The organism is endosymbiont of unidentified scaly snail isolate Monju, assembly GCF_000801295.1.
Classification (GTDB): domain Bacteria; phylum Pseudomonadota; class Gammaproteobacteria; order Chromatiales; family Chromatiaceae; genus MONJU.
In genome coordinates, this window is record NZ_AP012978.1 from 316364 (window position 1) to 336916 (window position 20553).

At 65.7% G+C, this 20553-nt stretch carries 21 protein-coding genes; 11 read left to right on the top strand and 10 right to left on the bottom strand.

The features are described from left to right. Positions 1-182: 182 nt before the first annotated feature. Entirely contained in the window at positions 183-857 is a 675-nt protein-coding gene (radC, locus tag EBS_RS01515; RefSeq protein ID WP_043106986.1) for a RadC family protein, read from the bottom strand. A gap of 358 nt (positions 858-1215) precedes the next feature. Between radC and coaBC the strand changes: the two genes are divergently transcribed. From coaBC to slmA, 5 genes are all read left to right on the top strand, one after another. After that, positions 1216-2442 carry a bifunctional phosphopantothenoylcysteine decarboxylase/phosphopantothenate--cysteine ligase CoaBC gene (gene coaBC / locus EBS_RS01520; RefSeq protein ID WP_231892827.1) on the top strand — a complete coding sequence of 409 codons (1227 nt, stop codon included), beginning with the start codon at positions 1216-1218 and terminating at the stop codon, positions 2440-2442. Beyond that, a complete protein-coding gene (gene dut / locus EBS_RS01525; protein WP_043106989.1) occupies positions 2411-2866 on the top strand; it encodes a dUTP diphosphatase in 456 nt (151 codons plus the stop codon). Before coaBC ends, dut begins: the two co-directional genes overlap by 32 nt. A 77-nt stretch (positions 2867-2943) precedes the next feature. Continuing rightward, a complete protein-coding gene (locus EBS_RS13245) occupies positions 2944-5370 on the top strand; it encodes a hypothetical protein (protein ID WP_171816158.1) in 2427 nt (808 codons plus the stop codon). A gap of 45 nt (positions 5371-5415) precedes the next feature. Further along, positions 5416-6306: an acetylglutamate kinase gene (argB, locus tag EBS_RS01535; RefSeq protein WP_043106990.1), complete on the top strand. Its 891-nt coding sequence runs from the start codon at positions 5416-5418 to the stop codon at positions 6304-6306. 1 nt (position 6307) lies between these two features. Continuing rightward, positions 6308-6892 carry a nucleoid occlusion factor SlmA gene (slmA, locus tag EBS_RS01540; RefSeq protein ID WP_043106991.1) on the top strand — a complete coding sequence of 195 codons (585 nt, stop codon included), beginning with the start codon at positions 6308-6310 and terminating at the stop codon, positions 6890-6892. Here slmA and EBS_RS01545 read toward each other — a convergent pair. Continuing rightward, positions 6878-7627: a DUF4124 domain-containing protein gene (locus EBS_RS01545; RefSeq protein WP_081999756.1), complete on the bottom strand. Its 750-nt coding sequence runs from the start codon at positions 7625-7627 to the stop codon at positions 6878-6880. The two genes, slmA and EBS_RS01545, sit on opposite strands and share 15 nt — an antisense overlap. 76 nt (positions 7628-7703) lie before the next feature. On the opposite strand from EBS_RS01545, the gene EBS_RS01550 reads away from it, so the two are divergent. Further along, positions 7704-8450 carry a sulfite exporter TauE/SafE family protein gene (locus tag EBS_RS01550; protein WP_043106993.1) on the top strand — a complete coding sequence of 249 codons (747 nt, stop codon included), beginning with the start codon at positions 7704-7706 and terminating at the stop codon, positions 8448-8450. A gap of 45 nt (positions 8451-8495) precedes the next feature. On the opposite strand, the gene pyrE is transcribed toward EBS_RS01550, so the two are convergent. Then, positions 8496-9134 carry an orotate phosphoribosyltransferase gene (gene pyrE / locus EBS_RS01555; protein ID WP_043106994.1) on the bottom strand — a complete coding sequence of 213 codons (639 nt, stop codon included), beginning with the start codon at positions 9132-9134 and terminating at the stop codon, positions 8496-8498. A 42-nt stretch (positions 9135-9176) separates the two neighbouring features. Between pyrE and EBS_RS01560 the strand changes: the two genes are divergently transcribed. From EBS_RS01560 to EBS_RS01570, 3 genes are read left to right on the top strand one after another with little or no spacing between them, the layout of a single operon-like run. Next, positions 9177-9950 carry an exodeoxyribonuclease III gene (locus tag EBS_RS01560; RefSeq protein WP_043106995.1) on the top strand — a complete coding sequence of 258 codons (774 nt, stop codon included), beginning with the start codon at positions 9177-9179 and terminating at the stop codon, positions 9948-9950. Beyond that, on the top strand, positions 9934-11274 hold the full coding sequence (locus EBS_RS01565) for an AmpG family muropeptide MFS transporter (RefSeq protein WP_043106996.1): 1341 nt from the start codon (positions 9934-9936) through the stop codon (positions 11272-11274). Before EBS_RS01560 ends, EBS_RS01565 begins: the two co-directional genes overlap by 17 nt. Continuing rightward, positions 11267-11935: a sulfite exporter TauE/SafE family protein gene (locus EBS_RS01570; protein WP_043106997.1), complete on the top strand. Its 669-nt coding sequence runs from the start codon at positions 11267-11269 to the stop codon at positions 11933-11935. The genes EBS_RS01565 and EBS_RS01570 overlap by 8 nt, the downstream gene beginning before the upstream one ends. Here EBS_RS01570 and EBS_RS01575 read toward each other — a convergent pair. The 6 genes from EBS_RS01575 to EBS_RS01600 form a co-directional block, all read right to left on the bottom strand. Continuing rightward, a complete protein-coding gene (locus EBS_RS01575) occupies positions 11925-12359 on the bottom strand; it encodes a DUF4426 domain-containing protein (protein ID WP_043106998.1) in 435 nt (144 codons plus the stop codon). The genes EBS_RS01570 and EBS_RS01575 overlap by 11 nt on opposite strands. 150 nt (positions 12360-12509) lie before the next feature. Then, entirely contained in the window at positions 12510-14495 is a 1986-nt protein-coding gene (locus EBS_RS01580; RefSeq protein ID WP_043106999.1) for a dynamin family protein, read from the bottom strand. A gap of 80 nt (positions 14496-14575) precedes the next feature. Then, the gene (locus tag EBS_RS01585; RefSeq protein ID WP_043107000.1) at positions 14576-14890 is read right to left on the bottom strand and encodes a DUF167 family protein; all 315 of its coding nucleotides are present in this window, start codon (positions 14888-14890) and stop codon (positions 14576-14578) included. Further along, a complete protein-coding gene (locus EBS_RS01590; RefSeq protein ID WP_043107003.1) occupies positions 14890-15465 on the bottom strand; it encodes a YggT family protein in 576 nt (191 codons plus the stop codon). Before EBS_RS01590 ends, EBS_RS01585 begins: the two co-directional genes overlap by 1 nt. 3 nt (positions 15466-15468) lie before the next feature. After that, positions 15469-16296, bottom strand: coding sequence for a pyrroline-5-carboxylate reductase (gene proC, locus EBS_RS01595; protein ID WP_043107005.1), 828 nt, complete (start codon positions 16294-16296; stop codon positions 15469-15471). Between the two features lie 297 nt (positions 16297-16593). Further along, entirely contained in the window at positions 16594-17280 is a 687-nt protein-coding gene (locus EBS_RS01600) for a YggS family pyridoxal phosphate-dependent enzyme (protein WP_043107006.1), read from the bottom strand. Between the two features lie 132 nt (positions 17281-17412). On the opposite strand from EBS_RS01600, the gene EBS_RS01605 reads away from it, so the two are divergent. Next, positions 17413-18450 carry a type IV pilus twitching motility protein PilT gene (locus EBS_RS01605; protein WP_043107007.1) on the top strand — a complete coding sequence of 346 codons (1038 nt, stop codon included), beginning with the start codon at positions 17413-17415 and terminating at the stop codon, positions 18448-18450. Between the two features lie 91 nt (positions 18451-18541). Next, on the top strand, positions 18542-19657 hold the full coding sequence (locus EBS_RS01610) for a PilT/PilU family type 4a pilus ATPase (RefSeq protein WP_043109041.1): 1116 nt from the start codon (positions 18542-18544) through the stop codon (positions 19655-19657). Positions 19658-19673: 16 nt separating this feature from the next. Here EBS_RS01610 and EBS_RS01615 read toward each other — a convergent pair whose 3' ends face one another. Next, positions 19674-20537, bottom strand: a complete 864-nt coding sequence (locus EBS_RS01615) for a dihydroorotate dehydrogenase electron transfer subunit (protein WP_043107008.1) — start codon at positions 20535-20537, stop codon at positions 19674-19676. Between the last annotated feature and the right edge of the window lie 16 nt (positions 20538-20553).

A 20553-nucleotide genomic window follows, 5' to 3' on the forward strand; every position in this document is an offset into this window, starting at 1 on the left:
GTGGGGCCGGCGCTTGACCTGGTGTATCGGCAGGCCAGGTGGCATGGCTGCCTCTCGCTGTCGGAGTTGTGTTGGCGATCTGCTGGATGCGCTCCCGTCACGGGCTCACGGTCGGTCTCTGCTCTCCGTCGGAACCGGGCAAAGGGGGCATTACGGGCTGGGGGCAACAGCGCAGTTGGTCCTCAGATCCAGCCGCGTTGTGCCAGCGAGCAGTGTTCGCTGTCGCCGATCACGATGTGGTCGAGCACGCGCACGTCGATCAGAGCCAGGGCGTCGCGCAGGCGCAGGGTGATCTGGCGGTCGGCCTCGCTGGGTTCGGCGACCCCCGAGGGATGGTTGTGGCTGAGGATTACCGCCGCGGCATTGTGTACCAGGGCGCGTCGCACCACCTCGCGCGGGTAGACGCTGGCGCCGTCTATGGTGCCGCGGAACAGCTCCTCGAAGGCGATCAGGCGGTGCCGGTTGTCGAGGAACAGTACCGCGAAGCATTCGCTCGGGGAGTCGCCCAGGCGGGCCTGCAGGTAGTCGACGCACTTCTCCGGTGCGTCGATGGTTGCCCCGCGCCGCAGGCGCTCGCCGATGTGCCGCCGGCTCATCTCCAGCACCGCCTGCAGCTGGGCATACTTGGCATCGCCCAATCCCGGTGCGGCGCAGAAGTCGTGTCGCGAGGCGTTGAGCAGTGTGCGCAGACTGCCGAAACGTGTCAGCAGTGCGCGCGCCAGGTCCACCGCACTGCGCCCCTTGACCCCGGTGCGCAGGAAGATCGCCAGTAGCTCGGCGTCGCTGAGCGCGCCCGCGCCATGCGCCAGCAATTTTTCGCGTGGCCGCTCGTCGGCAGGCCAGTCTCGTATGCTCATGGTCTCGTCCTTGAAAGCCGATGAGGTGGATGGATTTTATTAACCCGGCCCCCATCTATGCCACCCTCAGCCACCACGAGCGTGCCCGTGGACGTCGTTGCCGCACCTCGACAGGGAATGACCCTGCCTTCGGCGCGGCGCCTCGCCACGGTCGCGCTCGTGGTGGCTGAGGGTGGCATAGATGGGGGCCGGGTTAATAGCCCGAATATTCCACCGGCCGAACCAGGTTTGAAGTCCAGGATGCCGGTGAAGCCTCCGGGCAGGCCCGCCGGTCTGTTGGTGGACAGGGCGCGAAAGAGAACCGGAACGGGGTGCATGGCACGCCGGGGGGGCAGCAAGTACACTTGGGCACATGACCGTGAGTAATCACTTTCGACTGTGTGCCCGGCGCATCCTGCTGGGCGTGACCGGGGGCATCGCCGCCTACAAGGCCGCCGAGCTGGCGCGTCTGCTGGTGCGTGCCGGGGCCGAGGTTCAGGTGGTGATGACCGAGGCGGCGGGCGCCTTCATCGGCGAACTGACCTTCCAGGCGATCACGGGGCGGCCGGTGCGTCAGGCGCTGTTCGATCCCACGCACGAGGCGGCCATGGGACACATCGAGCTGGCGCGCTGGGCCGAGCTGATCCTGGTGGTGCCGGCGAGTGCCGACTTCCTGGCACGCCTGCACGCCGGCCTGGCCGACGATCTGCTGTCCACCCTGTGCCTGGCCAGCGAGGCGCCGCTGGCGGTGGCGCCGGCCATGAACCAGAATATGTGGAGACACCCGGCGACGACCGCCAACGTCGAGGCCTTGTGCGCACGCGGCGTGCGGGTCTGGGGGCCGGCCGAGGGAGAGCAGGCCTGCGGCGACCAGGGGCCGGGTCGCCTGCTCGAACCGGCCGAGCTGCTGGCACGGGTCGGCGAGCTGTTCGGGCGGGGGCGCCTGGGTGGGCGCAAGGCGGTGGTCACCGCCGGTCCCACACGCGAACCGCTCGATCCGGTACGCTTTCTCGGCAACCGGAGTTCGGGCAAGATGGGCTATGCGGTGGCCGAGGCCCTGCTGCGCGAGGGGGCGGAAGTGATCCTGGTCAGTGGTCCGGTGAGCCTGGCTGCGCCGCCGGGGGTGCGCCTTGTCCCGGTGGAGACGGCGCTGGCGATGCGCGAGGCCGTACTCGAGGCGGTGGCCGGGGCCGATCTGTTCGTGGCCTGCGCGGCGGTCGCCGACTATCGTCCGCGCGAGGTGGCGGACCACAAGATAAAGAAGACCGAAGAGACCTTGCAGGTCGGGCTGGTGAAAAATCCCGATATCCTGCGTGAAGTGGCGGCCCTGCCGGATCGTCCCTTCTGCGTGGGCTTTGCCGCGGAGACCGAGGCGCTGGCCGGGCAGGCGGAAGCCAAGCGGCAGGCCAAGGGGATCGACATGATCGCCGCCAACCAGGTTGGCGAGGGCGAAGGGTTCGAGGTCGACGACAATGCGCTGCTGGTGCTCTGGGAAGGGGGACGTCTCGAACTACCCCGGCAGCCGAAAACCCGACTGGCCGAGCGACTGGTCTCGGTGATTGCGGAGAGGATGGATGCACAGGCTACAATTGAAGATCCTCGATGAGCGCCTGGGCAGCGAGTTTCCGCTGCCCGATTACGCCACGGCGGGCTCTGCCGGGATGGACCTGCGGGCCATGCTCGAGGCGCCACTGGAGCTGGCGCCCGGCGAGACCGAGCTGATCCCCACCGGCATCGCCATCCACATCGGCGACCCCTCGCTGGCGGCGGTGATCCTGCCGCGCTCTGGCCTGGGCCACAAGCACGGCATCGTGCTGGGCAACCTGGTGGGGCTGATCGATTCCGACTACCAGGGGCAGCTGTACGTTTCCTGCTGGAACCGGGGACAGAAGACGTTTCGTATCGAGGTGGGCGAGCGCATTGCCCAGCTGGTCTTGCTGCCGGTGGTGCGTGCAGTGTTCGAGCAGGTCGAGGAATTCGAGACCAGCGAGCGAGGAGCAGGCGGATTCGGACATTCAGGACGGCACTGATGGGCATGGAGGCAATCGCCGGAAAACGGTCGGGCAACGGCAAGAGGCGCCGGAATGGTGCTGCGGCCGCCACTCCGATGCACTACTTTCTGCCGGTTGCCGCCGGGGTGTTCCTGGCGCTGGCCCTGGTTACCTGGTTGGCGCTCGAGTTCATCGGCGATCTCCAGGCACAGTCCGCCCGCACCAGCGTTCAGGGTACTGCCGAGGCGCTCTCGGAGCGGATCGGTGGCTTTCTTGCTGCACGGCGTGAGCTGTTGGGTCTGGTGACCCGGTCGAGCACGGTGCGCAGGGCCCTGGAGGGTGGAGAGGCCGAGACGTTGAAGCGTATCGCCCAGGCTGCGGCAGCCCTGTTGCCGGGTGCACTTCAGCTGCGCCTGTTTCCCCAGATGGACGTGGCGCCCGATCCCCGGGGAAAAGCCCCGATGGGTTTCGCGGGCGTGGACATGGTGCGGCGCGCCTTGCAGGGCAAGCACCCGCCGGCAGAGATCCACCAGATCATGGCCGGACGCCCTTACCTGGGTATGGCCTTGCCGATCGAGCATGACAAGCGGGTGGTAGGTGCGGCCTTCGTTGCCTGGCCGCTGAGCCAGTTGCGGCCCCTGGTGTCGGCGCCGAACGTGCCGGGTGTCCTGTGGCTGGTGCAGGGTGAGGCGGATGGCTATGTGATCGCCTCCAGTGGAACGGGGCACCCGCCGGCTGGCGCAGAGAGTGTGGCCGTGCCGGGCAGTATCTGGCGAATCTTCTACCAGGTGACGCCCCGGTCCACGGGGGAAGAGGCCACGTTGTTGCTGGCGACAGCCGGTGGGGCACTGTTGCTGGTACTCGGTCTGCTGTTTGTGCGGCAGCAGGCCCTGGTGCGTGATCTGCGGTACGACATGGCGGCCCTGGTGGCGCTGGGAGAGGCCATTCAGGAGGGGCATGGTGCCGGTGAGCATGTGCCGCGCACGTCGATGGCGCGTGATGCGATGTTGTTGCTCAGCGGGATGGCCAAGCGGGCCTATGGCAAGGGGGCGGCCGCCCGGGAGAAACCGCAACCTGTGGTAGTTGCCGACAAACCAAAGCGTGCTCAGCCACGGGGGGGCGAGGTGCGTACCGGTATCGAAGTGCGCGAGACGCATCAACGAATGCCGGTGAAGGTGGCCGCCAATATATTTCGTGCCTACGATGTACGAGGGCTGGCTGGCAAGGAGCTGACGCCCGAGGTGGCGCAGGGGCTGGGTTGGGCGCTGGCCGAGATGGCGCAGGCCAACGGGGTCTCGCGCGTCTATGTGGCGCATGATCCCCGCCTGTCCAGTGCCGATCTCTACGAGGCGATGATCGACGGGCTGGCGGGGCAGGGGATGCAGGTGATCGAACTGGGCATGGGGCCGGTGGCGCTGCTCTACCACGCCATGCACCAGGATCCGGAATCGGCTGCGGTGATGGTGACCGGCAGCCACAATCCGCCGGAATACAACGGTTTCAAACTCTACCTGCGTACCGAGCCGATCCAGGGCGAGCAGTTGCTGGCGTTGCGTGAACGCATGCTCGAAGGCGGTTTCGAGCCGGTCCAGGGGGCGCGCGAGCAACGGGATGTCCGACGCGAGTACCTGGACGCGGTGGTCGAGAGCGTCACCCTCGGCCGCCCCCTGAAGGTCGTGGTGGACGCGGGCAACGGGGCCGCGGGCGAACTGGCCTGCGCCCTGTTCGAGATGCTGGGCTGCGAGGTTACCCCGCTGTACTGCGAACCCGACGGGCAGTTCCCGCATCATCATCCCGATCCCAGTCGTCCCGAGAACCTGGAAGACCTGCGTCGCGAGGTGGTGGCGCGCAATGCCGACCTGGGGGTCGCCTTCGACGGTGATGGCGATCGTATCGGCGTGGTCGATGACCGTGGCGGGCCGGTCTGGCCGGAGCATCTGCTGATGTTGCTGGCGGCCGACGTGTTGCGTCGCCACCCGGGCGTTGACGTGATCTATGACGTGAAGTCCTCGCGCTATCTTGCGGGATTCATCCTGTCGAATGGCGGCCGGCCGATCATGTGGCGTTCCGGTCACAGCCTGATGAAGGCCAAGATGCGCGAGAGCGGAGCCCTCATCGGGGGGGAGTTCTCGGGGCACATCTATATCAAGGAACGCTGGTCCGGCAGTGATGATGCCATCTACGTGGCGGTCCGCCTGCTCGAGGTCTTTGCCGACGATCCCCGTCCGGTGCACGAGCAGGTTGCCGAACTGCCCTACGGCATCGGTACGCCGGAATACCAGTTGCACATGAGCGAAGGCGAGCCCCTGTTGGCCATGCAGTCGATCATGGCGGCAGCCAATTTCCCCGATGCCCGGGTGGTCGATCTGGACGGTCTGCGCATCGAGTTCGATGATGCCTGGGGCCTGGTGCGCCCTTCCAATACCATGCCTTCGCTGGTATTTCGTTTCGAGGCCGACTCCCCGGCGGCACTGGAGACGATCAAGCAGCGTTTCCGCGAACTGATGCAGCAGGCGCTCCCGGACAGGGATCTTCCCTTCTGATCCGGGCCGTCGATTCCGAACCGAGCAGTCTGGAGAATGCTTCCCATGGGTTTGAATGCACAAGCGGCGGGCAATGTCGCACACGTACTCACCGAGGCCTTGCCCTACATACAGCGTTTCGCGGGGCGTACCGTGGTCATCAAGTATGGCGGCAATGCCATGACCGACGATCGTCTCAAGGCCGGGTTTGCACGCGACGTGGTGCTGATGAAGACGGTCGGCATCAACCCGGTCGTGGTGCACGGGGGCGGACCGCAGATCGGTCGCCTGCTGGAGCGCCTGGGCAAGGAGAGCGAGTTCGTGCAGGGCATGCGGGTCACCGACGCCGAGACCATGGACGTGGTGGAGATGGTGCTCGGTGGCTTGGTCAACAAGGACATCGTCAACCTCATCAATCGGCACGGCGGGCAGGCGGTGGGGCTGACCGGCAAGGACGGTGACCTGATCCGTGCGCGCAAGCTGCGCATGACCCTGCCGGAGACCGACGAACGGCCCTCCGAGATCATCGACATAGGTCACGTGGGCGAGGTCGACAGCATCGATGCCTCGGTGGTGAACATGCTGGTGCAGGGCGATTTCATTCCCGTGGTCGCTCCCATCGGGGTGGGCGAGGACGGTTTTTCCTACAACATCAATGCCGATCTGGTGGCCGGCAAGATGGCCGAGGTGCTCGGCGCCGAGAAGCTGATTCTGCTTACCAATACCCGCGGCCTGCTGGATGCCGATGGCGAATTGCTCACCGGGTTGAGTACCGCCGATGTGGACCGGCTCATCGCCGATGGCACCATTCACGGTGGCATGCTGCCCAAGATCCGCTGCGCGCTCGATGCGGTGAAGTCGGGGGTGCGCAGTGCGCACATCATCGATGGCCGGGTGGAGCACGCGGTGCTGGTCGAGCTGTTTACCGACGAAGGTGTGGGAACCCTGATCCGCTGACATGCCAAGACCATCCCGCAAGCAACTGATCCTCGAGACTCTGGCGCGCGAGCTCGAGGTCAATCCTGGAGACCGTATCACCACCGCCGCGCTGGCGCGCGCGGTGGGCGTCTCCGAGGCGGCCCTGTATCGGCATTTCCCCAGCAAGGCCCGCATGTTCGAGGGATTGATCGCCTTTGCCGAGGAGACCGTCTTCGTGCGTATCAACCAGATCCTCGAGGCAGAGAAGGACACCCGTGTCCGTTGCGCCCAGGTGCTCTATCTGCTGCTGGGCTTTGCCGATCGCAATCCCGGTATCACGCGCGTCCTGCTGGGGGATGCCCTGGTCGGCGAGCGTGAGCGGTTGCTCGAGCGGGTGCAGCAGTTCTTCGATCGCATCGAGCTGCAATTGCGGCAGATCCTGCGCGAGCAGGTCCTGCAGGGCGACGGCCGTCTGCAAGTGGAGCCCGCGGCCGGGGCAGCCCTGCTCACCGCCTATATCGAGGGTCGGTTACACCAGTTCCGGCGTTCGCGTTTCGAGCGGTCCTGCCTCGCTGCCTGGGAGGCCGAGTGGCAGGTGTTGCAGGCGGGTCTATTTGCCGACTGAGGCGGCGTCTTCCTTTTCGATGTGCTGCTGCATGACCTCGACGAACTGACGCGGCAGGTCGCGTACCGAGGCGCGCTTGCAGAACTCCCGGCCCGAGACGCTGTTCATGCAGGACAGGTCCAGGAAGATGCGCTCCACCCCGCTGCGTCTGAGGCGTGACACCGTCAGGCTGATGTCGGTGGGCTTGCGTGCTGCGCGGGTGACCAGGATGCGTTCGCCCACGACCTCGACCGGTGTGGTGGCATGCTGTTTGGCCCATTCCTTGGCCAGCGGCCAGAGGCGGTCGCACTGGTTGCTGTCGTGGCAGACCACCGCACCGTCGACAGGAATGATTCGCGGCTGCTTGCGGACGGGCTCCACGTCGCCCGGCGAGTTGGCGCGGAAGCCGTGCTTGAGCTGCCGAAAGCGATTCAGCTCGCGCTGGTACTGGGCGGTGATCCGCTTCTTGTCAGCCTCGCGCTCGACGATGCGTTGCTGTTCGCGGCGCAAGGCCTCCAGTTCGCGTTCACGCGCGATCTCTTCCGGTGTCTGGGCGCGGTCCACGCGCTTGACGGCAATGCCGCGTTCGTTGAGTTCCTCGTGTGCCTGATTCACGTATTGCGGAGGGATCGATGTTCCGTAATGGGTGACGCCATTCTCGTCTACCCATTTCTTGATGGTGATGCCCCCTGCGGGGCCGGCGAGCATGACCGCCAGAGAGCAGAGTAGTATCGATCTGGCGGGACGGAATCTCATGTAATGCACCTCGGTCGCGGATTGCTGCACACGGGCTCATTATAATGCGAGGGTATCGACCTCACCCGGATTCTCCGTGGACCAGCTCATACTTTTTGCCGTTTCCCTGGTCGCCAACACCTTTTCCGCCTTTGCCGGGGGTGGGGCAGGCCTGTTGCAACTGCCGATCCTGATCTTCCTTGGACTGCCTTTCGCCATTGCCCTGGCGACGCACAAGGTCGCTTCGGTTGCGCTGGGGGTGGGCGCCACCCTGCGCCACCTGCGTGAAGGTCATCTCGAACGGCGCTTCGTGCTGTTCATCCTCGCTACCGGCCTGCCGGGGGTGGTGCTCGGTGCCTCGGTCATTCTTCAGGTGCCGGGACGCTGGGCCGAGATTGCGCTGGGCCTGCTCACCCTGGGGCTGGGCGTCTATTCGTTCATTCGCAAGGAGCTGGGACAGGAGACGCGCCTGCAGCATCAGAGCGGCCGGGGTTTGTGGTTTGGTGGCCTGGTGCTGTTTGTCATCGGTGTGCTCAACGGCTCGCTCACTTCAGGCACCGGGCTGTTCGTCACCCTCTGGCTGGTACGCTGGTTTGGTGCCGACTACAAGAGCGCCGTGGCCTATACGCTGATCCTGGTCGGCCTGTTCTGGAATGGCAGCGGTGCACTCACCCTCGGCTTGCTCGGCGAGATCCGCTGGGACTGGCTGCCGGCCTTGCTGGCGGGCTCGCTGGCCGGCGGCTATCTCGGTGCGCACCTGGCCATCCGCCAGGGCAACCGCTGGATCAAGCGGGTGTTCGAGATCGTCACCGTGCTGGTGGGCCTGCGGCTGATCTGGGGCTGAGATGAGGGTGTCGGGCCTCGGCCCGACAAGCGGGGCAGGCGATGTTCAGACGCCGTAGCGCTCGCGATAGGCGCGGACCCGTTCCAGGTCCTGCTCGTCACCGCGTTGCTCCAGGTAGCCGATGAGATCTTCCAGCCGCGCGATGGCAGCGACCGGGATACCGTAATCGGCCTCGACCTCCTGGATGGCGGAACGCTCGCCCTGGCCCCGTTCCTGGCGGTCGAGCGCGATGACCACGCCGGCGGGAGTGGCACCTTCGGCGGCGATGATGTCCATGGACTCGCGGATCGCGGTGCCGGCAGTGATGACGTCGTCGATGATGAGGATGCGGCCCTCCAGTGGGTGGCCGACGATGCGCCCGCCCTCGCCGTGGGTCTTGGCTTCCTTGCGGTTGAAGGCATAGGGCTTGTCGATACCGTGGTGCTCGAACAGCGCAGCGGCGGTGACCGCGGCCAGCGGGATGCCCTTGTAGGCCGGGCCGTAGAGCACGTCGAAGTCGATGCCTGCTTCGACGATGGCCTGTGCGTAGAAGCGGCCCAGGCGTGCCAGCGCGCCGCCGGTGTCGAACAGGCCGGCATTGAAGAAGTAGGGGCTGATGCGCCCGGATTTCAGCGTGAACTCGCCGAAGCGCAGCACGCCGCGTTCGAGGGCGAAGTCGAGAAAGTCGCGTCGAAAGTCCTGCATGACGGGCCTCATTCGTGGTGAAGCGCCAGTATAATGCGACAGATGCGCGTCATCACCTGCAATCTCAACGGCATCCGCTCGGCGGGCCGCAAGGGTTTCTTCCACTGGCTGCGCCGGCAGAAGGCCGATGTGGTCTGCCTGCAGGAGCTCAAGGCCCAGGTTCACCAGCTCGAGGATTCACTGTACTGGCCGCCCAGCTTTCATTGCTATTACCACCCGGCCGAGAAGAAGGGCTACAGCGGGGTGGGCATCTATTGCCGGCGCGAGCCCGACGCGGTGATCGAGGGTGTGGGGCGGCCCGAGTTCGACCGTGAGGGGCGCTGGATCGAGGCCCGCTTCGGCGACCTGCACATCGTCTCGCTCTACCTTCCCTCGGGCTCGTCCAGCGAAGAACGCCAGCAGGTGAAGTTCCAGGTGCTCGACTGGCTGCTGCCGTATCTGGTCGAGCGACGCGAGTCGGGTCAGCGGCTGATCGTCTGCGGCGATCTGAATATCGCGCACAAGAAGGAAGACCTGAAGAACTGGCGCGGCAACCAGAAGAACTCGGGTTTCCTGCCCGAGGAGCGCGCCTGGATGGACCGTCTGTTCGGCGAGGCGGGCTTCGTCGATGCCTTCCGCCAGGTCAATCGCGAAGCCGACCAGTACACCTGGTGGTCGAATCGCGGACGTGCCTGGGAAAAGAACGTGGGCTGGCGCATCGACTACCAGGTGGTCACGCCGGATCTGGCCGACCGTGTCCAGGCAGCAGGCATCTACAAGCGCAAGCGCTTTTCCGACCATGCACCGCTGATCATGGACTATGCACTCGAGGACTGAACGTATCGGCTGGCGCGAGGCCCTGTTGCACCTGCGCGACTGGCGGGTGCTGCGCATCGGCCTGCTGGGTTTCTCCTCCGGCCTGCCGCTGCTGCTGGTATTCGGCACCCTGTCGTTCTGGCTGCGCGAGGCGGGCATCGACCGCTCCACCATCGGCTACATCAGCTGGGTGGCGCTGGCCTATGCCTTCAAGGTGGTCTGGTCGCCGCTGGTCGATCGCCTGCCCATCCCCGTGCTCACCCCCGCCCTGGGTCGTCGCCGGGCCTGGCTGCTGGCAACCCAGCTGGTCATCGCCGGCGGCCTGGTGGGGATGGCATTGAGTGATCCGGCGTGGCAGCTCGAACGGGTGGTCTGGCTGGCGCTACTGGTGGCGGTCGCCTCGGCGACCCAGGACGTGGCAGTGGATGCCTACCGCATCGAGAGCGCGGGCACGCGGATGCAGGGCATCCTTACGGCCTTCTACACCACCGGTTACCGGGTCGCCATGTTCGTGTCCTCGGCAGGCGCCTTGTGGATCGCGGCGCGCTTCGATCCCGACGAGGCCAGCTATCAGCAGGGGCCCTGGCTGGCCGCCTACGGCATCATGGCCTTGCTGATGGGGATTGGCATCCTCACCACCCTGTTTTCGCCGGAGCCCGAGCGCACCGTGGAGCCCGAGCCGCTGGTGGGCGACCGCTCGGAACGGCTGGCCGCCTGGCTGCGCAGCGCGGTCTGGGAGCCTTTTGCCGAGTTCTTCCAGCGTCACGGCGGCAAGGCTGCGCTGGTGTTGGCGCTGATTGCCGGTTACCGGTTGTCGGACATCGTGCTCGGGGCCATTGCCAACGTGTTCTACAAGGACATGGGGTTTTCCAAGGACGAGATCGCGCTGGTCTCCAAGGGCTTCGGCATCTACGTGACCATCCTTGGCGGTTTCCTGGGAGGCGTGGCGGTCTATCGCTTCGGGGTGATGGTGGTGTTGTTCGCCGGTGCCGTACTGGCCGCGGCAACCAATCTGCTGTTTGCCTGGCTGGCGGTGCGCGGGCACGATTTCTGGGGTCTGGTGGCGGTGGTGGGCATGGACAACCTGGCTGCCGGGGTGGCCATCTCGGCCTTCGTGGCCTATCTCTCCGGGTTGGTGAACATCCGCTTCTCGGCCACCCAGTACGCCCTGTTCAGCTCGGTGATGTTGCTGTTGCCCAAGTTCCTGGGTGGCTTCTCGGGGGTGCTGGTCGACCGCCTGGGCTATCCGGCCTTCTTCACCCTCACCGCGCTGGCCGGGGTGCCGGTGCTGCTGCTGGTGGCCGCGGCCTGGCGTTGGACCGAGGTGCAGATGGACGATGATTGAGGTCGGTCTGCTCGGTGCCCTGCTGGTGGGGCTGCTCGGTGGTGTGCACTGCGTGGGCATGTGCGGCGGTATCGTGGGTGCCCTCTCGCTGGGGCTGCCGGCCGAACGCTCGCGCTGGCCTCTGTTGCTGGCCTACAACCTCGGGCGGATCGCCAGCTACACCCTGGCCGGCGCCATCGCCGGCGGGTTGGGGGTGTTCTTCTCGGGGCTGCTGCCGGTGCAGCAGGCGCAACAGGTGCTGCTGGGGCTTGCGGGCGGCTTCATGGTGCTGTTGGGGCTGTACCTGGGCGGCTGGTGGCGTCTGCTGGCACGCGTGGAACAGGCCGGTGGCATGCTGTGGCGGCGTATCGAGCCCTGGGGGCGCGGTCTGCTGCCGGTGCGGCGTCCCGCCCAGGCGCTGGCGCTGGGTGTGCTCTGGGGCTGGCTGCCCTGTGGGCTGGTCTACAGTGTGCTGATCTGGTCGGTCTCGGCCGGTGGCGCGCTGGAGGGCGCGCTGCTGATGCTGGTCTTCGGGCTGGGCACCCTGCCCAACCTGTTGCTGATGGGGGCGGCGGCCGCGACCGTACAGCGTTTGGTGCGCCGCCCCGGGGTAAGGCAGGCCGCGGGCGCGCTGGTGGCAGCCTTTGGCCTGTGGCAACTCTGGCGCGCGCTCAGCGGGTGAAGAATTCCTGGTCGAAGCGGGCGTGCAGGGGGTTGCCCTGGCCCTTGGGCAACACTTCGATCTCGAAGGTCAGGTGCTCCCGGTGGGCGACCGGAAAGTCGGCGATGTAGTAGATGGCATCCCCTTCGCGGATTTCGCGTACCGGGATGTTGCGCTTCTGTCCCATCAGGTTGTGCGCTGTGACCTTCAGCCTCGCCTGGACCGGGGTGCCGATGGTGTCGGTGGTTTCGCGGATCACGGTGATGTTCACCATGCCGCGGCTGGTGCTGCGCTGGATGCCATAGCTGCGGGCCACCTCGGGCGCGAGGCTGTCGGTGGTGAAGGCATTGTGGTGGATGGCGTAACCCGCGGAGCGGGTGACATTTTCCGCCAGTGCCAGCCCGGCAAACAGGAGCAGCAGGGGGAGCAGGATGAGTCGTTTCATGGCGGATCTCCTTTTTTCTTCCCGAATTGTAGTACGGCCCTGTCTGATAAGACCGGGAAAAGGGAAGATTTAGTTCCTGCGGAAGCGTCTGAATCAGGGCGCCGCGCGCGGGAGGCGGCGGGGCCTGGGTCCAGGGACTCTCGTCGGGGATCAGCGCGCCAGGCGGCTGTCGTTGCTGCCCTCGATCACCTTGGGTCGCACCTTGCCCTGTTCGTTGGGGATGATGGGATTGTTCAGGGCCTGGCGCACGTTCTGCAGGGAGCTGAGCTGGATCTGCAGGCGTCGGGCCTCGCGTTCCATCAGCAGGATGCGCTGCTGGATGGTCTTGCGCGACTGGCTGGCGTGCTTGAGATCGCGAATCTGCTGGGAGATGGCGCCGCGATACTCCTTGACTTCGACGGTGAGTGGATCGAGAGCATGCTCCAGCCATTCGCGGGCCTCGCGATGTGCCTCGCGGAAGATGTGGCGGGCGCGGTCCACGATGGTGCGGAAGTAACGCTTCACCACGAAGTGCTGTTCGGTCATGGTGGTGCGCGGGCTCTTGCGGAAGACCTCGGCCTCCTGGTGCAGCATGCCCAGTTCCACCTGGTAGCGGACGATGGAGAACATGGCCGGCTGCAGTGGCGGGAAGTCGTGATCGGTCTGGAAACGTCGATAGATGCCGCGGATCAGGCGGCGCATGGCGGCGGTGTGTTGGCCGACCGTCTCCATGCGGGCGTTGATGTCGTCGAACAGGATACGCATGGCCTCCTTGAGGCCGGGCGTGGTCCAGGCCTTGGACATCTCCAGGCGCGCCTCTTCGATGACCTTGTCCAGGGAGTGCAGGTCCAGCGCCTCGAGCAGGATGCGCCCGTGTTCCTGGAATTCGCGGCGGCTCTCGCGATAGGCCTCCACGCTGGCCTGGTAGCGTTTCTTGTCACGCTGGGTTTCGCGCAGCAGGTGAGCGACCGAGCTGTCGCTGCGGTTGGCCACCTCGTGCAGACTGTGGATCTGTTTCTGTGTGCGCTTGTGGCGCGACTCGATGATGTTCTCCAGCGACTCGATGGCGTGCTGCACCTCGCCGGTGAAGTCGTTCATGATGAGGTCGCGCCGGTTCTCCACCACGCAGGTCGAGAGGTAGTCCTCCAGTCGGTGGATGCCGCTGCGCCGCTCGAGATGGTGGTTCTCGCGGATGCGTGCCAGCAACGCCTTCTGTGCCGACACGGCGAAGGTCTGCTCGATGCGGATGTCCAGCATGTTGGCCACGTCGGAGCGTTGCTGGAGGACGCGCTCCTCGATGTGCTCCTGCGGCCGCAGGTCGTCCCACAGGACGTCGACCTTGTTGAGCACCACCATCACGCCCTGTCGCAGCTGGCCCGCGGGGTTGATGCACTGCTGCCAGATGTCGAGGTCGGAGCGGGTCACGCCGGTGTCGGCGGACAGCACCAGCAGTATGGCCTGGGCATTGGGCAGGATCTCGTAGGTGAGTTCCGGTTCGTTGCCCACGGCATTCAGGCCGGGGGTATCGATCACCCGGAGACCCTTGGCCAGCAGTGGGTGACGAATGTTGAGCTGAGCGAGCCGCCAGCGCGGGATAACCACCGTATCGTCGGTGTTGTCGGCAAACTGGCTGTCGATCTCCTCGAACAGTCCCAGCTCGGCGGCCTGGGCGCGCGGAACCCGCTTGGTGGCAGTCAGTGCCTTGAGTTGTTCTTCCAGAACGTCCGGATCGTCGAGTTGCAGCGGAATCGTGGTCCAGAGCTCCGGCTTCTGTCGCAGGTGGAACAGGCTGATGTCATGGCCGCGGGTCTCGATCGGCAGTAGGCGCAGGCAGGGTTCGGCCTCGGGGTCTTGCAGGATCTCGGTAGGGCACATGGTGGTGCGCCCGGCGTCGGTGGGCAGCAGGCGGTAGCCGAGGTTGCCGAAGAACAGGGCGTTGATCAGCTCGGTCTTGCCGCGCGAGAACTCGCCGGTGATGGCGACCGTGATGTCGTCGTTGCGCAGAGCGGCGCGTGCCCGCCCGATGGCGTGATGGATCTCCGAACTGTAGAGATTCTGCTGCTGCAGCCATGGTTCGAGCTGGTCCAGGATCTTGCGCTGGCGTTGTTTCCAGCGGGCGAACCCGGCCAGTTGTTTTTCCAGCGGCGAAATCGCCATGCCCCTTGTCCTCTCTGGTGAAGGCCGGGTTGGTGCCCGGGTATCGTTAGATTTTTCAGCCTGTCTCTCAATTCTAGGCGCTAAACGATTGTTTTTGCACCCTTGAGGCTGTCGTGAAGTGCGGACGGAATCAGGGAGGGGGACGATATGCGAATGCGTTTGCGGCGGGAGGACTCCCCGCTCTCGATGCGGACGGCCGATTTTGGCACCCGAAACTGGCGTGCCAGCCAGGCCGTCAGGTGGGCATTGGCCTTGCCGTCGACCGGTGGCGCGGTGATGCGCACCTTGATGGCGTCGTCGAGGACCTCGGCAAAGGCATCGCGGGCGGCACGAGGCTGGACCTTGACCCAGAGCAGCAGGTCCTCGCCGTCCCAGCGGAACCATTCGTCCGTCATCAGAGCAGGCCCAGCAACAGCGCCTTCAGGGGCGGGATGAGCAGCATCTTCAGCAGCACCAGGCCGATCATCACCAGCATGGGGGAGAGATCCAGTCCGCCGATCGGTGGCAGGAGGCGCCGCGCCGGTGCCATCAGCGGGTGGGTCAGGGCGCCGAGCACGCCGATCGCCGGATTGTGGCCGCCGGGATTGACCCAGCTGATGATCACCAGGATGAGGATACTGTAGAGGAAGATGTCGATCCCCAGCCCGATCAGCTCCGGGATCGCCAGCAGCAGCGCGGCCAGGGGCTGGAAGCCCTGGCCGGCGATGGCATAGATCAGCAGCAGTTGCAGCGCCAGCACCAGCCAGGCCAGCACCAGCGAAGCGGTGTCCTTGCCGCCGACTGGCGGGATGACACGGCGCAGCGGCACCAGTATCGGGCTGGTGATGCGCACGATGAACTGCGACACCGGGTTGTAGAAATCGGCGCGTACCAGTTGCAGCAGGAAGCGCAGCAGGGCCACCAGGGCATACAGCCCGAAGATCACCTGCACCAGAAAGATCAGTGGTGTGGAGAGATAGCCTTCGCCCATGGTTCATTCCTCGTCCAGCAGGCGCGACAGCTCGATGGAGCGGTCGCGTGCAGCGGTGAGCGCGCGCAACACGGCGCCTTCCAGGTCTTCTTCCTCGAAGCGTCTGATCGCCTGTTCGGTGGTGCCGCCCGGCGAGGTCACGCGGTGTCGCAGTTCGGCCGGATCCTCGCTGCTTTCGATGGCCATGCGCGCGGCGCCCAGCGCCGTTTGCAGGGTCAGCAGGCGGGCGGTGTCGGCTGGCAGGCCCAGGCGTTCACCGGCGCGCTCCATGGCCTCCATGAGCAGGAAGAAATAGGCGGGGCCACTGCCCGAGAGCGCGGTGACCGCATCCATCAGCGATTCATCGTCCACCCACAGTACCAGGCCGACTGCGCGCATCACCGATTCGGCCTGTTCGCGTTGCGTTTCGTTTACCTCGGGGGTGGCGAACAGCGCGGTGGCGCCGGCCTGCAGCATCGCCGGGGTGTTGGGCATGCTGCGCACCAGGGGCACGTCGCCGCCCAGCCAGCGTTGCAGGGTGTCGCTGCGTATCCCGGCGGCGATGGAGATCACCAGCGGACGGTATTGCTGTATCGACTCTGCGAGCTCACGTGCGACCTCACCCAGCACCTGGGGCTTGACGGCGAGTACCACCACTTCAGCGCGGGCGACCGCCTCGGTATTGTCCTCCAGGGTGTGGATGCCGGCATTGGTGGCCAGTGTCTCGCGGCGCACCGGGTCGGGGTCGGTGGCAAGGATGCGCTCTGCCGGAGTGCCATCGGTGATCAGGCCGCCGATCAGGGCCGCGGCCATGTTGCCGGAACCGATGAAGGCGATGGTGGGCTGGCTCATGGGTTGTCTGCCGTGTTGTTGGTTGATGCCATTCTAGCCCGAATATTTCACCGGCCGAACAACGCTTGAAGCCCGGGATGCCGGATGATCGAGCAGAGAGGGTCATAACGGGATGCCAACCGTCGGTTACCGTTTGTACTCCGCGTTGTTCCATCCCGATTGCGGTGGTTTCTCGCTCGTTGTGACCTGGGCGTCACTCGAGCGATAGCGCAGGGTATCCCTTTCGGTCCCGGCCGGCGCCGCCATGGCGGCGAATTGCACCGGTTCTCGGCATACCGGTGAAACAGCCGGGCTGCCTCATTCCCGGGCACCGAAGATATCGGTGCCCACGCGCACCAGGGTCGAGCCGGCGGCGATCGCCAGTTCCAGGTCGCCGCTCATGCCCATCGAGAGGGTATCGAGACTCAGGCCCGCCTGTTTTTCGAGTTGGTGGCGCAAATCGGCCAGGCCCCGGAACACCGCGGCCTGGGCCTCGCGCGGGCTGGCCGGGTCGGGCATGGTCATCAGGCCGCGCAGGCGCAGGCCCGGCAGTTCGTTCACGGCCAGCGCCAGCTCTTCCAGGGCGTCTGCGGGGACGCCGCCCTTGCTGGCCTCGCCGCTCAGGTTGACCTGGATACAGCAGTTCAGCGGCGGCAGCGCCTCAGGGCGCTGGTCGCTCAGGCGCCGGGCGTGTTTCAGCCGGTCCAGGCCATGCACCCAGGCGAAGTGCCGGGCGATGTCGCGGGTCTTGTTGCTCTGGATACGCCCGATGTAGTGCCACTCGACAGGCAGGTCGGCGAGGGCCTGGATCTTGGGCAGGGCATCCTGCAGGTAGTTCTCGCCGAAGGCCTGCTGGCCGGCGCTCCAGGCCTCGCGGATCATTGTTGCCGGCTTGGTCTTGCTCACTGCCAGCAGCTCGATCTCGGGCGGGTTGCGGCCTGCCGCGAGTGCGGCCTGTGCGATACGTCGATGAACATCCTCCAGCGCTTGTGCAATAGTAGGCATGGGATTCCGGTGACTGCTAATCTCTGCCGGCAAGGGTGTTGTGTGGCCGGGGTCCCGTCAAGTATCAGGATGCCGGGCCGTTACAGGCGTGCGTGGTGCAGCGCGCATTGGACTCAAGGGGTAATCGAATCGATGGACATTGCAGAACTGCTCGCCTTCAGCGTCAAGCACAATGCCTCGGATCTGCATCTCTCGGCCGGTCTGCCGCCGATGATCCGGGTGGACGGGGACATCCGGCGGATCAACGTGCCGGTGCTCGATCACAAGACCGTGCATGCGCTGGTCTACGACATCATGAACGACAAGCAGCGCAAGGACTACGAGGAATTCTTCGAAGTTGATTTCTCGTTCGAGATCCCGGGATTGGCGCGTTTCCGGGTCAATGCCTTCAATCAGGATCGCGGAGCCGCGGCGGTATTCCGGACCATCCCCTCCAAGGTGCTTACCCTCGACGAGCTGGAGGCGCCGCCGGTGTTCAAGAGCATCTGCGACAACCCGCGTGGCCTGGTGCTGGTCACCGGGCCGACCGGCTCGGGCAAGTCCACCACCCTGGCGGCGATGATGGACTACAAGAACGAGACCGAGTACGGGCATATCCTCACCATCGAGGACCCCATCGAATTCGTGCACCATTCCAAGAAGTGCCTGATCAACCAGCGCGAGGTGCACCGTGACACCCTGGGTTTCGCCGAGGCACTGCGTTCGGCCCTGCGCGAGGACCCGGACATCATCCTGGTCGGCGAACTGCGCGACCTGGAGACCATCCGCCTGGCGCTGACGGCCGCCGAGACCGGTCACCTGGTGTTCGGCGCCCTGCATACCAGTTCGGCCGCCAAGACCATCGACCGGATCGTGGACGTGTTCCCGGCCGGCGAGAAGGCCATGGTGCGCTCCATGCTGTCGGAGTCGCTGCGCGCGGTGATCTCGCAGACCCTGCTCAAGAAGGTCGGGGGTGGGCGCATCGCCGCGCACGAGATCATGGTCGGTACCCCGGCCATCCGCAACCTGATCCGCGAAGACAAGGTGGCGCAGATGTACTCGGCCATCCAGACCGGGCAGGCGCACGGCATGCAGACGCTTGACCAGTGCCTGCAGGACCTGGTGAAGAAGGGCCTTGTATCGCGTCAGGATGCCCGGGCCCGAGCAGTCAACCGCGACCTTTTCGGGTGAACGACGTGTGAACTGGCGCACAGTTTCGCGACCGCATCGGCGCGTGTCGCGATGCAGGTATCAGAATGTCGTCAGGAGGTAAGTCATGGCCATGGATTTCAACGACATCATCGCCCTGATGGTGGAAAAGAAGGCATCCGACCTGTTCATCACGGCGGACATGCCACCCTGCATCAAGGTGAACGGGCGGGTGATGCCCATCTCCAAGACGCGTCTGACCGAGCAACAGAGCCGGGAGCTGACCTATGCCCTGATGAGTCCGGAACAGCGCGAGGAATTCCTGCACACCAAGGAGTGCAACTTCGCCTTCTCGGCGCGCGGGGTCGGCCGTTTCCGGGTCAGCGCCTTTGTGCAGCGCGATGCGGTCGGTATGGTGCTGCGCCGTATCGAGACGCGTATTCCCTCTTTCGACGAGCTGGGTCTTCCCACGGTATTGCAGGACCTGGCGATGGCCAAGCGGGGGCTGGTGATCTTTGTGGGTGCTACCGGCACCGGCAAGTCCACCTCGTTGGCCGCGATGGTCGGTCATCGCAACCACAACAGTACCGGGCATATCATCTCCATCGAGGACCCGATCGAGTTCCTGCACAAGCACGGGGGCTGCATCATCACCCAGCGCGAAGTCGGCGTGGATACCGAGTCCTACGAGGTGGCCTTGCGCAACACTCTGCGCCAGGCGCCGGACGTGATCCTGATCGGCGAGATCCGTACCCGAGAGGCCATGGAGTATGCCATCACCTTCGCCGAGACCGGCCACCTGGTGCTGACCACCCTGCATGCCAACAACGCCAACCAGGCGCTCGAGCGCATCATCCATTTCTTTCCGGATGACCAGCATGCGCAGGTGCTCATGGACCTGTCGCTGAACCTGCGTGGCATCGTCGCCCAGCAGTTGGTACCGCGTATCGACGGCAACGGCCGGCGGGCAATCGTGGAGATCCTGCTCAACACGCCGCTGGCCTCCGACCTGATCGCCAAGGGCGAGGTGTCCAAGCTCAAGGATCTGATGAAGCGCTCTCGCGAGCACGGCATGATCACCTTCGACCAGGCGCTCTACGAGGCCTGCGTGCGCGGTGAAATCAGCGAGAAGGACGCCATGCACTATGCCGATTCGGCCAACGAGGTGCGCCTGATGCTCAAGCTGGGCGACAACCGGCCCGGTGCGCGCTCGCGCGACCAGAACGCCATGAAGCTGGTGCCGGAGTGATGCCGCCGGTCGGCGCTCAGAATACCCGGTAGCCGTCGAACACCGGTCCGTCCACGCAGACCCGCTGCATGGCGGAGCCGGTATCGGTGGCCACTTCCACCACGCAGCCCGCGCAACCACCCACGGCGCAGGCCATGAATTCCTCCAGCGATACCTGCACCGGCAGTTCGAACTCGCGTGCCAGTGCCACCACGGCCTCGAGCATGGGGTGCGGGCCACAGGCATAGAGCCCGACCTCGGCGCGCGCCTCGTCGTCCAGCGCCCGCAGCCAGTGCCGGGCGAGATCTGTCACATAACCCTCGTGACAGCCGGGATAGCCCTGCAGGCTGGCCAGGCGGCAGGGGATGTCCCAGTCCTCGAGCAGGGGCATGGTGGCGATCACCCCGTCGGGCAGGCCTGGCAGCAGGATCTGCGAGGGACGTGGCTCGAAGGGGAGGGGTACCTCGGAGCCCAGGATCACGAAGGGCTGCGCATCGGCATCGCGCAGCGACTCGGCGAGGAAGATCATCGGCGGCATGCCCACCCCGCCGCCGATCAGCAGCGGCCGGCGCTGTTTCAGCTCGAAGGGCTGGCCAATGGGGCCGAGCAGGCTGAGGCACTCGCCCACGCGCCGCTCCGCCAGCAGGGCAGTGCCTTCGCCGACTGCCTTGTACAGCAGGTCAACCCAGCCGGCCTCGGCAGAGACGCGCATGATGGAGATGGGGCGTCGCAGGGGGCGCAGGGGATGTACCTGGAGATGCACGAACTGGCCCGGCAGGGCCCGTGCCGCACAGCCGGGGGCCTGCACGCGCAACAGGTACTGGTCGCCGGGAAAGGCCTGGTGTTCCAGGATCTCGGCCTCCTCGAGGAGGATGCTGTCTCGGTGGGGTCGGTCGTTCATGGCGCGAAGCTTACCG

What these genes read in the sequence shown, in the direction of transcription:
- EBS_RS01605 (WP_043107007.1), top strand. Translation starts at nt 17,413, where the DNA reads ATGGACATTGCAGAACTGCTCGCCTTCAGCGTCAAGCACAATGCCTCG.
- EBS_RS01610 (WP_043109041.1), top strand. Translation starts at nt 18,542, where the DNA reads ATGGATTTCAACGACATCATCGCCCTGATGGTGGAAAAGAAGGCATCC.
- radC (WP_043106986.1), bottom strand. Translation starts at nt 857, where the DNA reads ATGAGCATACGAGACTGGCCTGCCGACGAGCGGCCACGCGAAAAATTG.
- EBS_RS01585 (WP_043107000.1), bottom strand. Translation starts at nt 14,890, where the DNA reads ATGACGGACGAATGGTTCCGCTGGGACGGCGAGGACCTGCTGCTCTGG.
- EBS_RS01545 (WP_081999756.1), bottom strand. Translation starts at nt 7,627, where the DNA reads ATGAGATTCCGTCCCGCCAGATCGATACTACTCTGCTCTCTGGCGGTC.
- pyrE (WP_043106994.1), bottom strand. Translation starts at nt 9,134, where the DNA reads ATGCAGGACTTTCGACGCGACTTTCTCGACTTCGCCCTCGAACGCGGC.
- proC (WP_043107005.1), bottom strand. Translation starts at nt 16,296, where the DNA reads ATGAGCCAGCCCACCATCGCCTTCATCGGTTCCGGCAACATGGCCGCG.
- EBS_RS01580 (WP_043106999.1), bottom strand. Translation starts at nt 14,495, where the DNA reads ATGGCGATTTCGCCGCTGGAAAAACAACTGGCCGGGTTCGCCCGCTGG.
- EBS_RS01600 (WP_043107006.1), bottom strand. Translation starts at nt 17,280, where the DNA reads ATGCCTACTATTGCACAAGCGCTGGAGGATGTTCATCGACGTATCGCA.
- EBS_RS01590 (WP_043107003.1), bottom strand. Translation starts at nt 15,465, where the DNA reads ATGGGCGAAGGCTATCTCTCCACACCACTGATCTTTCTGGTGCAGGTG.
- EBS_RS01565 (WP_043106996.1), top strand. Translation starts at nt 9,934, where the DNA reads ATGCACTCGAGGACTGAACGTATCGGCTGGCGCGAGGCCCTGTTGCAC.
- EBS_RS13245 (WP_171816158.1), top strand. Translation starts at nt 2,944, where the DNA reads ATGCACTACTTTCTGCCGGTTGCCGCCGGGGTGTTCCTGGCGCTGGCC.
- slmA (WP_043106991.1), top strand. Translation starts at nt 6,308, where the DNA reads ATGCCAAGACCATCCCGCAAGCAACTGATCCTCGAGACTCTGGCGCGC.
- EBS_RS01575 (WP_043106998.1), bottom strand. Translation starts at nt 12,359, where the DNA reads ATGAAACGACTCATCCTGCTCCCCCTGCTGCTCCTGTTTGCCGGGCTG.
- EBS_RS01560 (WP_043106995.1), top strand. Translation starts at nt 9,177, where the DNA reads ATGCGCGTCATCACCTGCAATCTCAACGGCATCCGCTCGGCGGGCCGC.
- argB (WP_043106990.1), top strand. Translation starts at nt 5,416, where the DNA reads ATGGGTTTGAATGCACAAGCGGCGGGCAATGTCGCACACGTACTCACC.
- EBS_RS01570 (WP_043106997.1), top strand. Translation starts at nt 11,267, where the DNA reads ATGATTGAGGTCGGTCTGCTCGGTGCCCTGCTGGTGGGGCTGCTCGGT.
- EBS_RS01615 (WP_043107008.1), bottom strand. Translation starts at nt 20,537, where the DNA reads ATGAACGACCGACCCCACCGAGACAGCATCCTCCTCGAGGAGGCCGAG.
- dut (WP_043106989.1), top strand. Translation starts at nt 2,411, where the DNA reads ATGCACAGGCTACAATTGAAGATCCTCGATGAGCGCCTGGGCAGCGAG.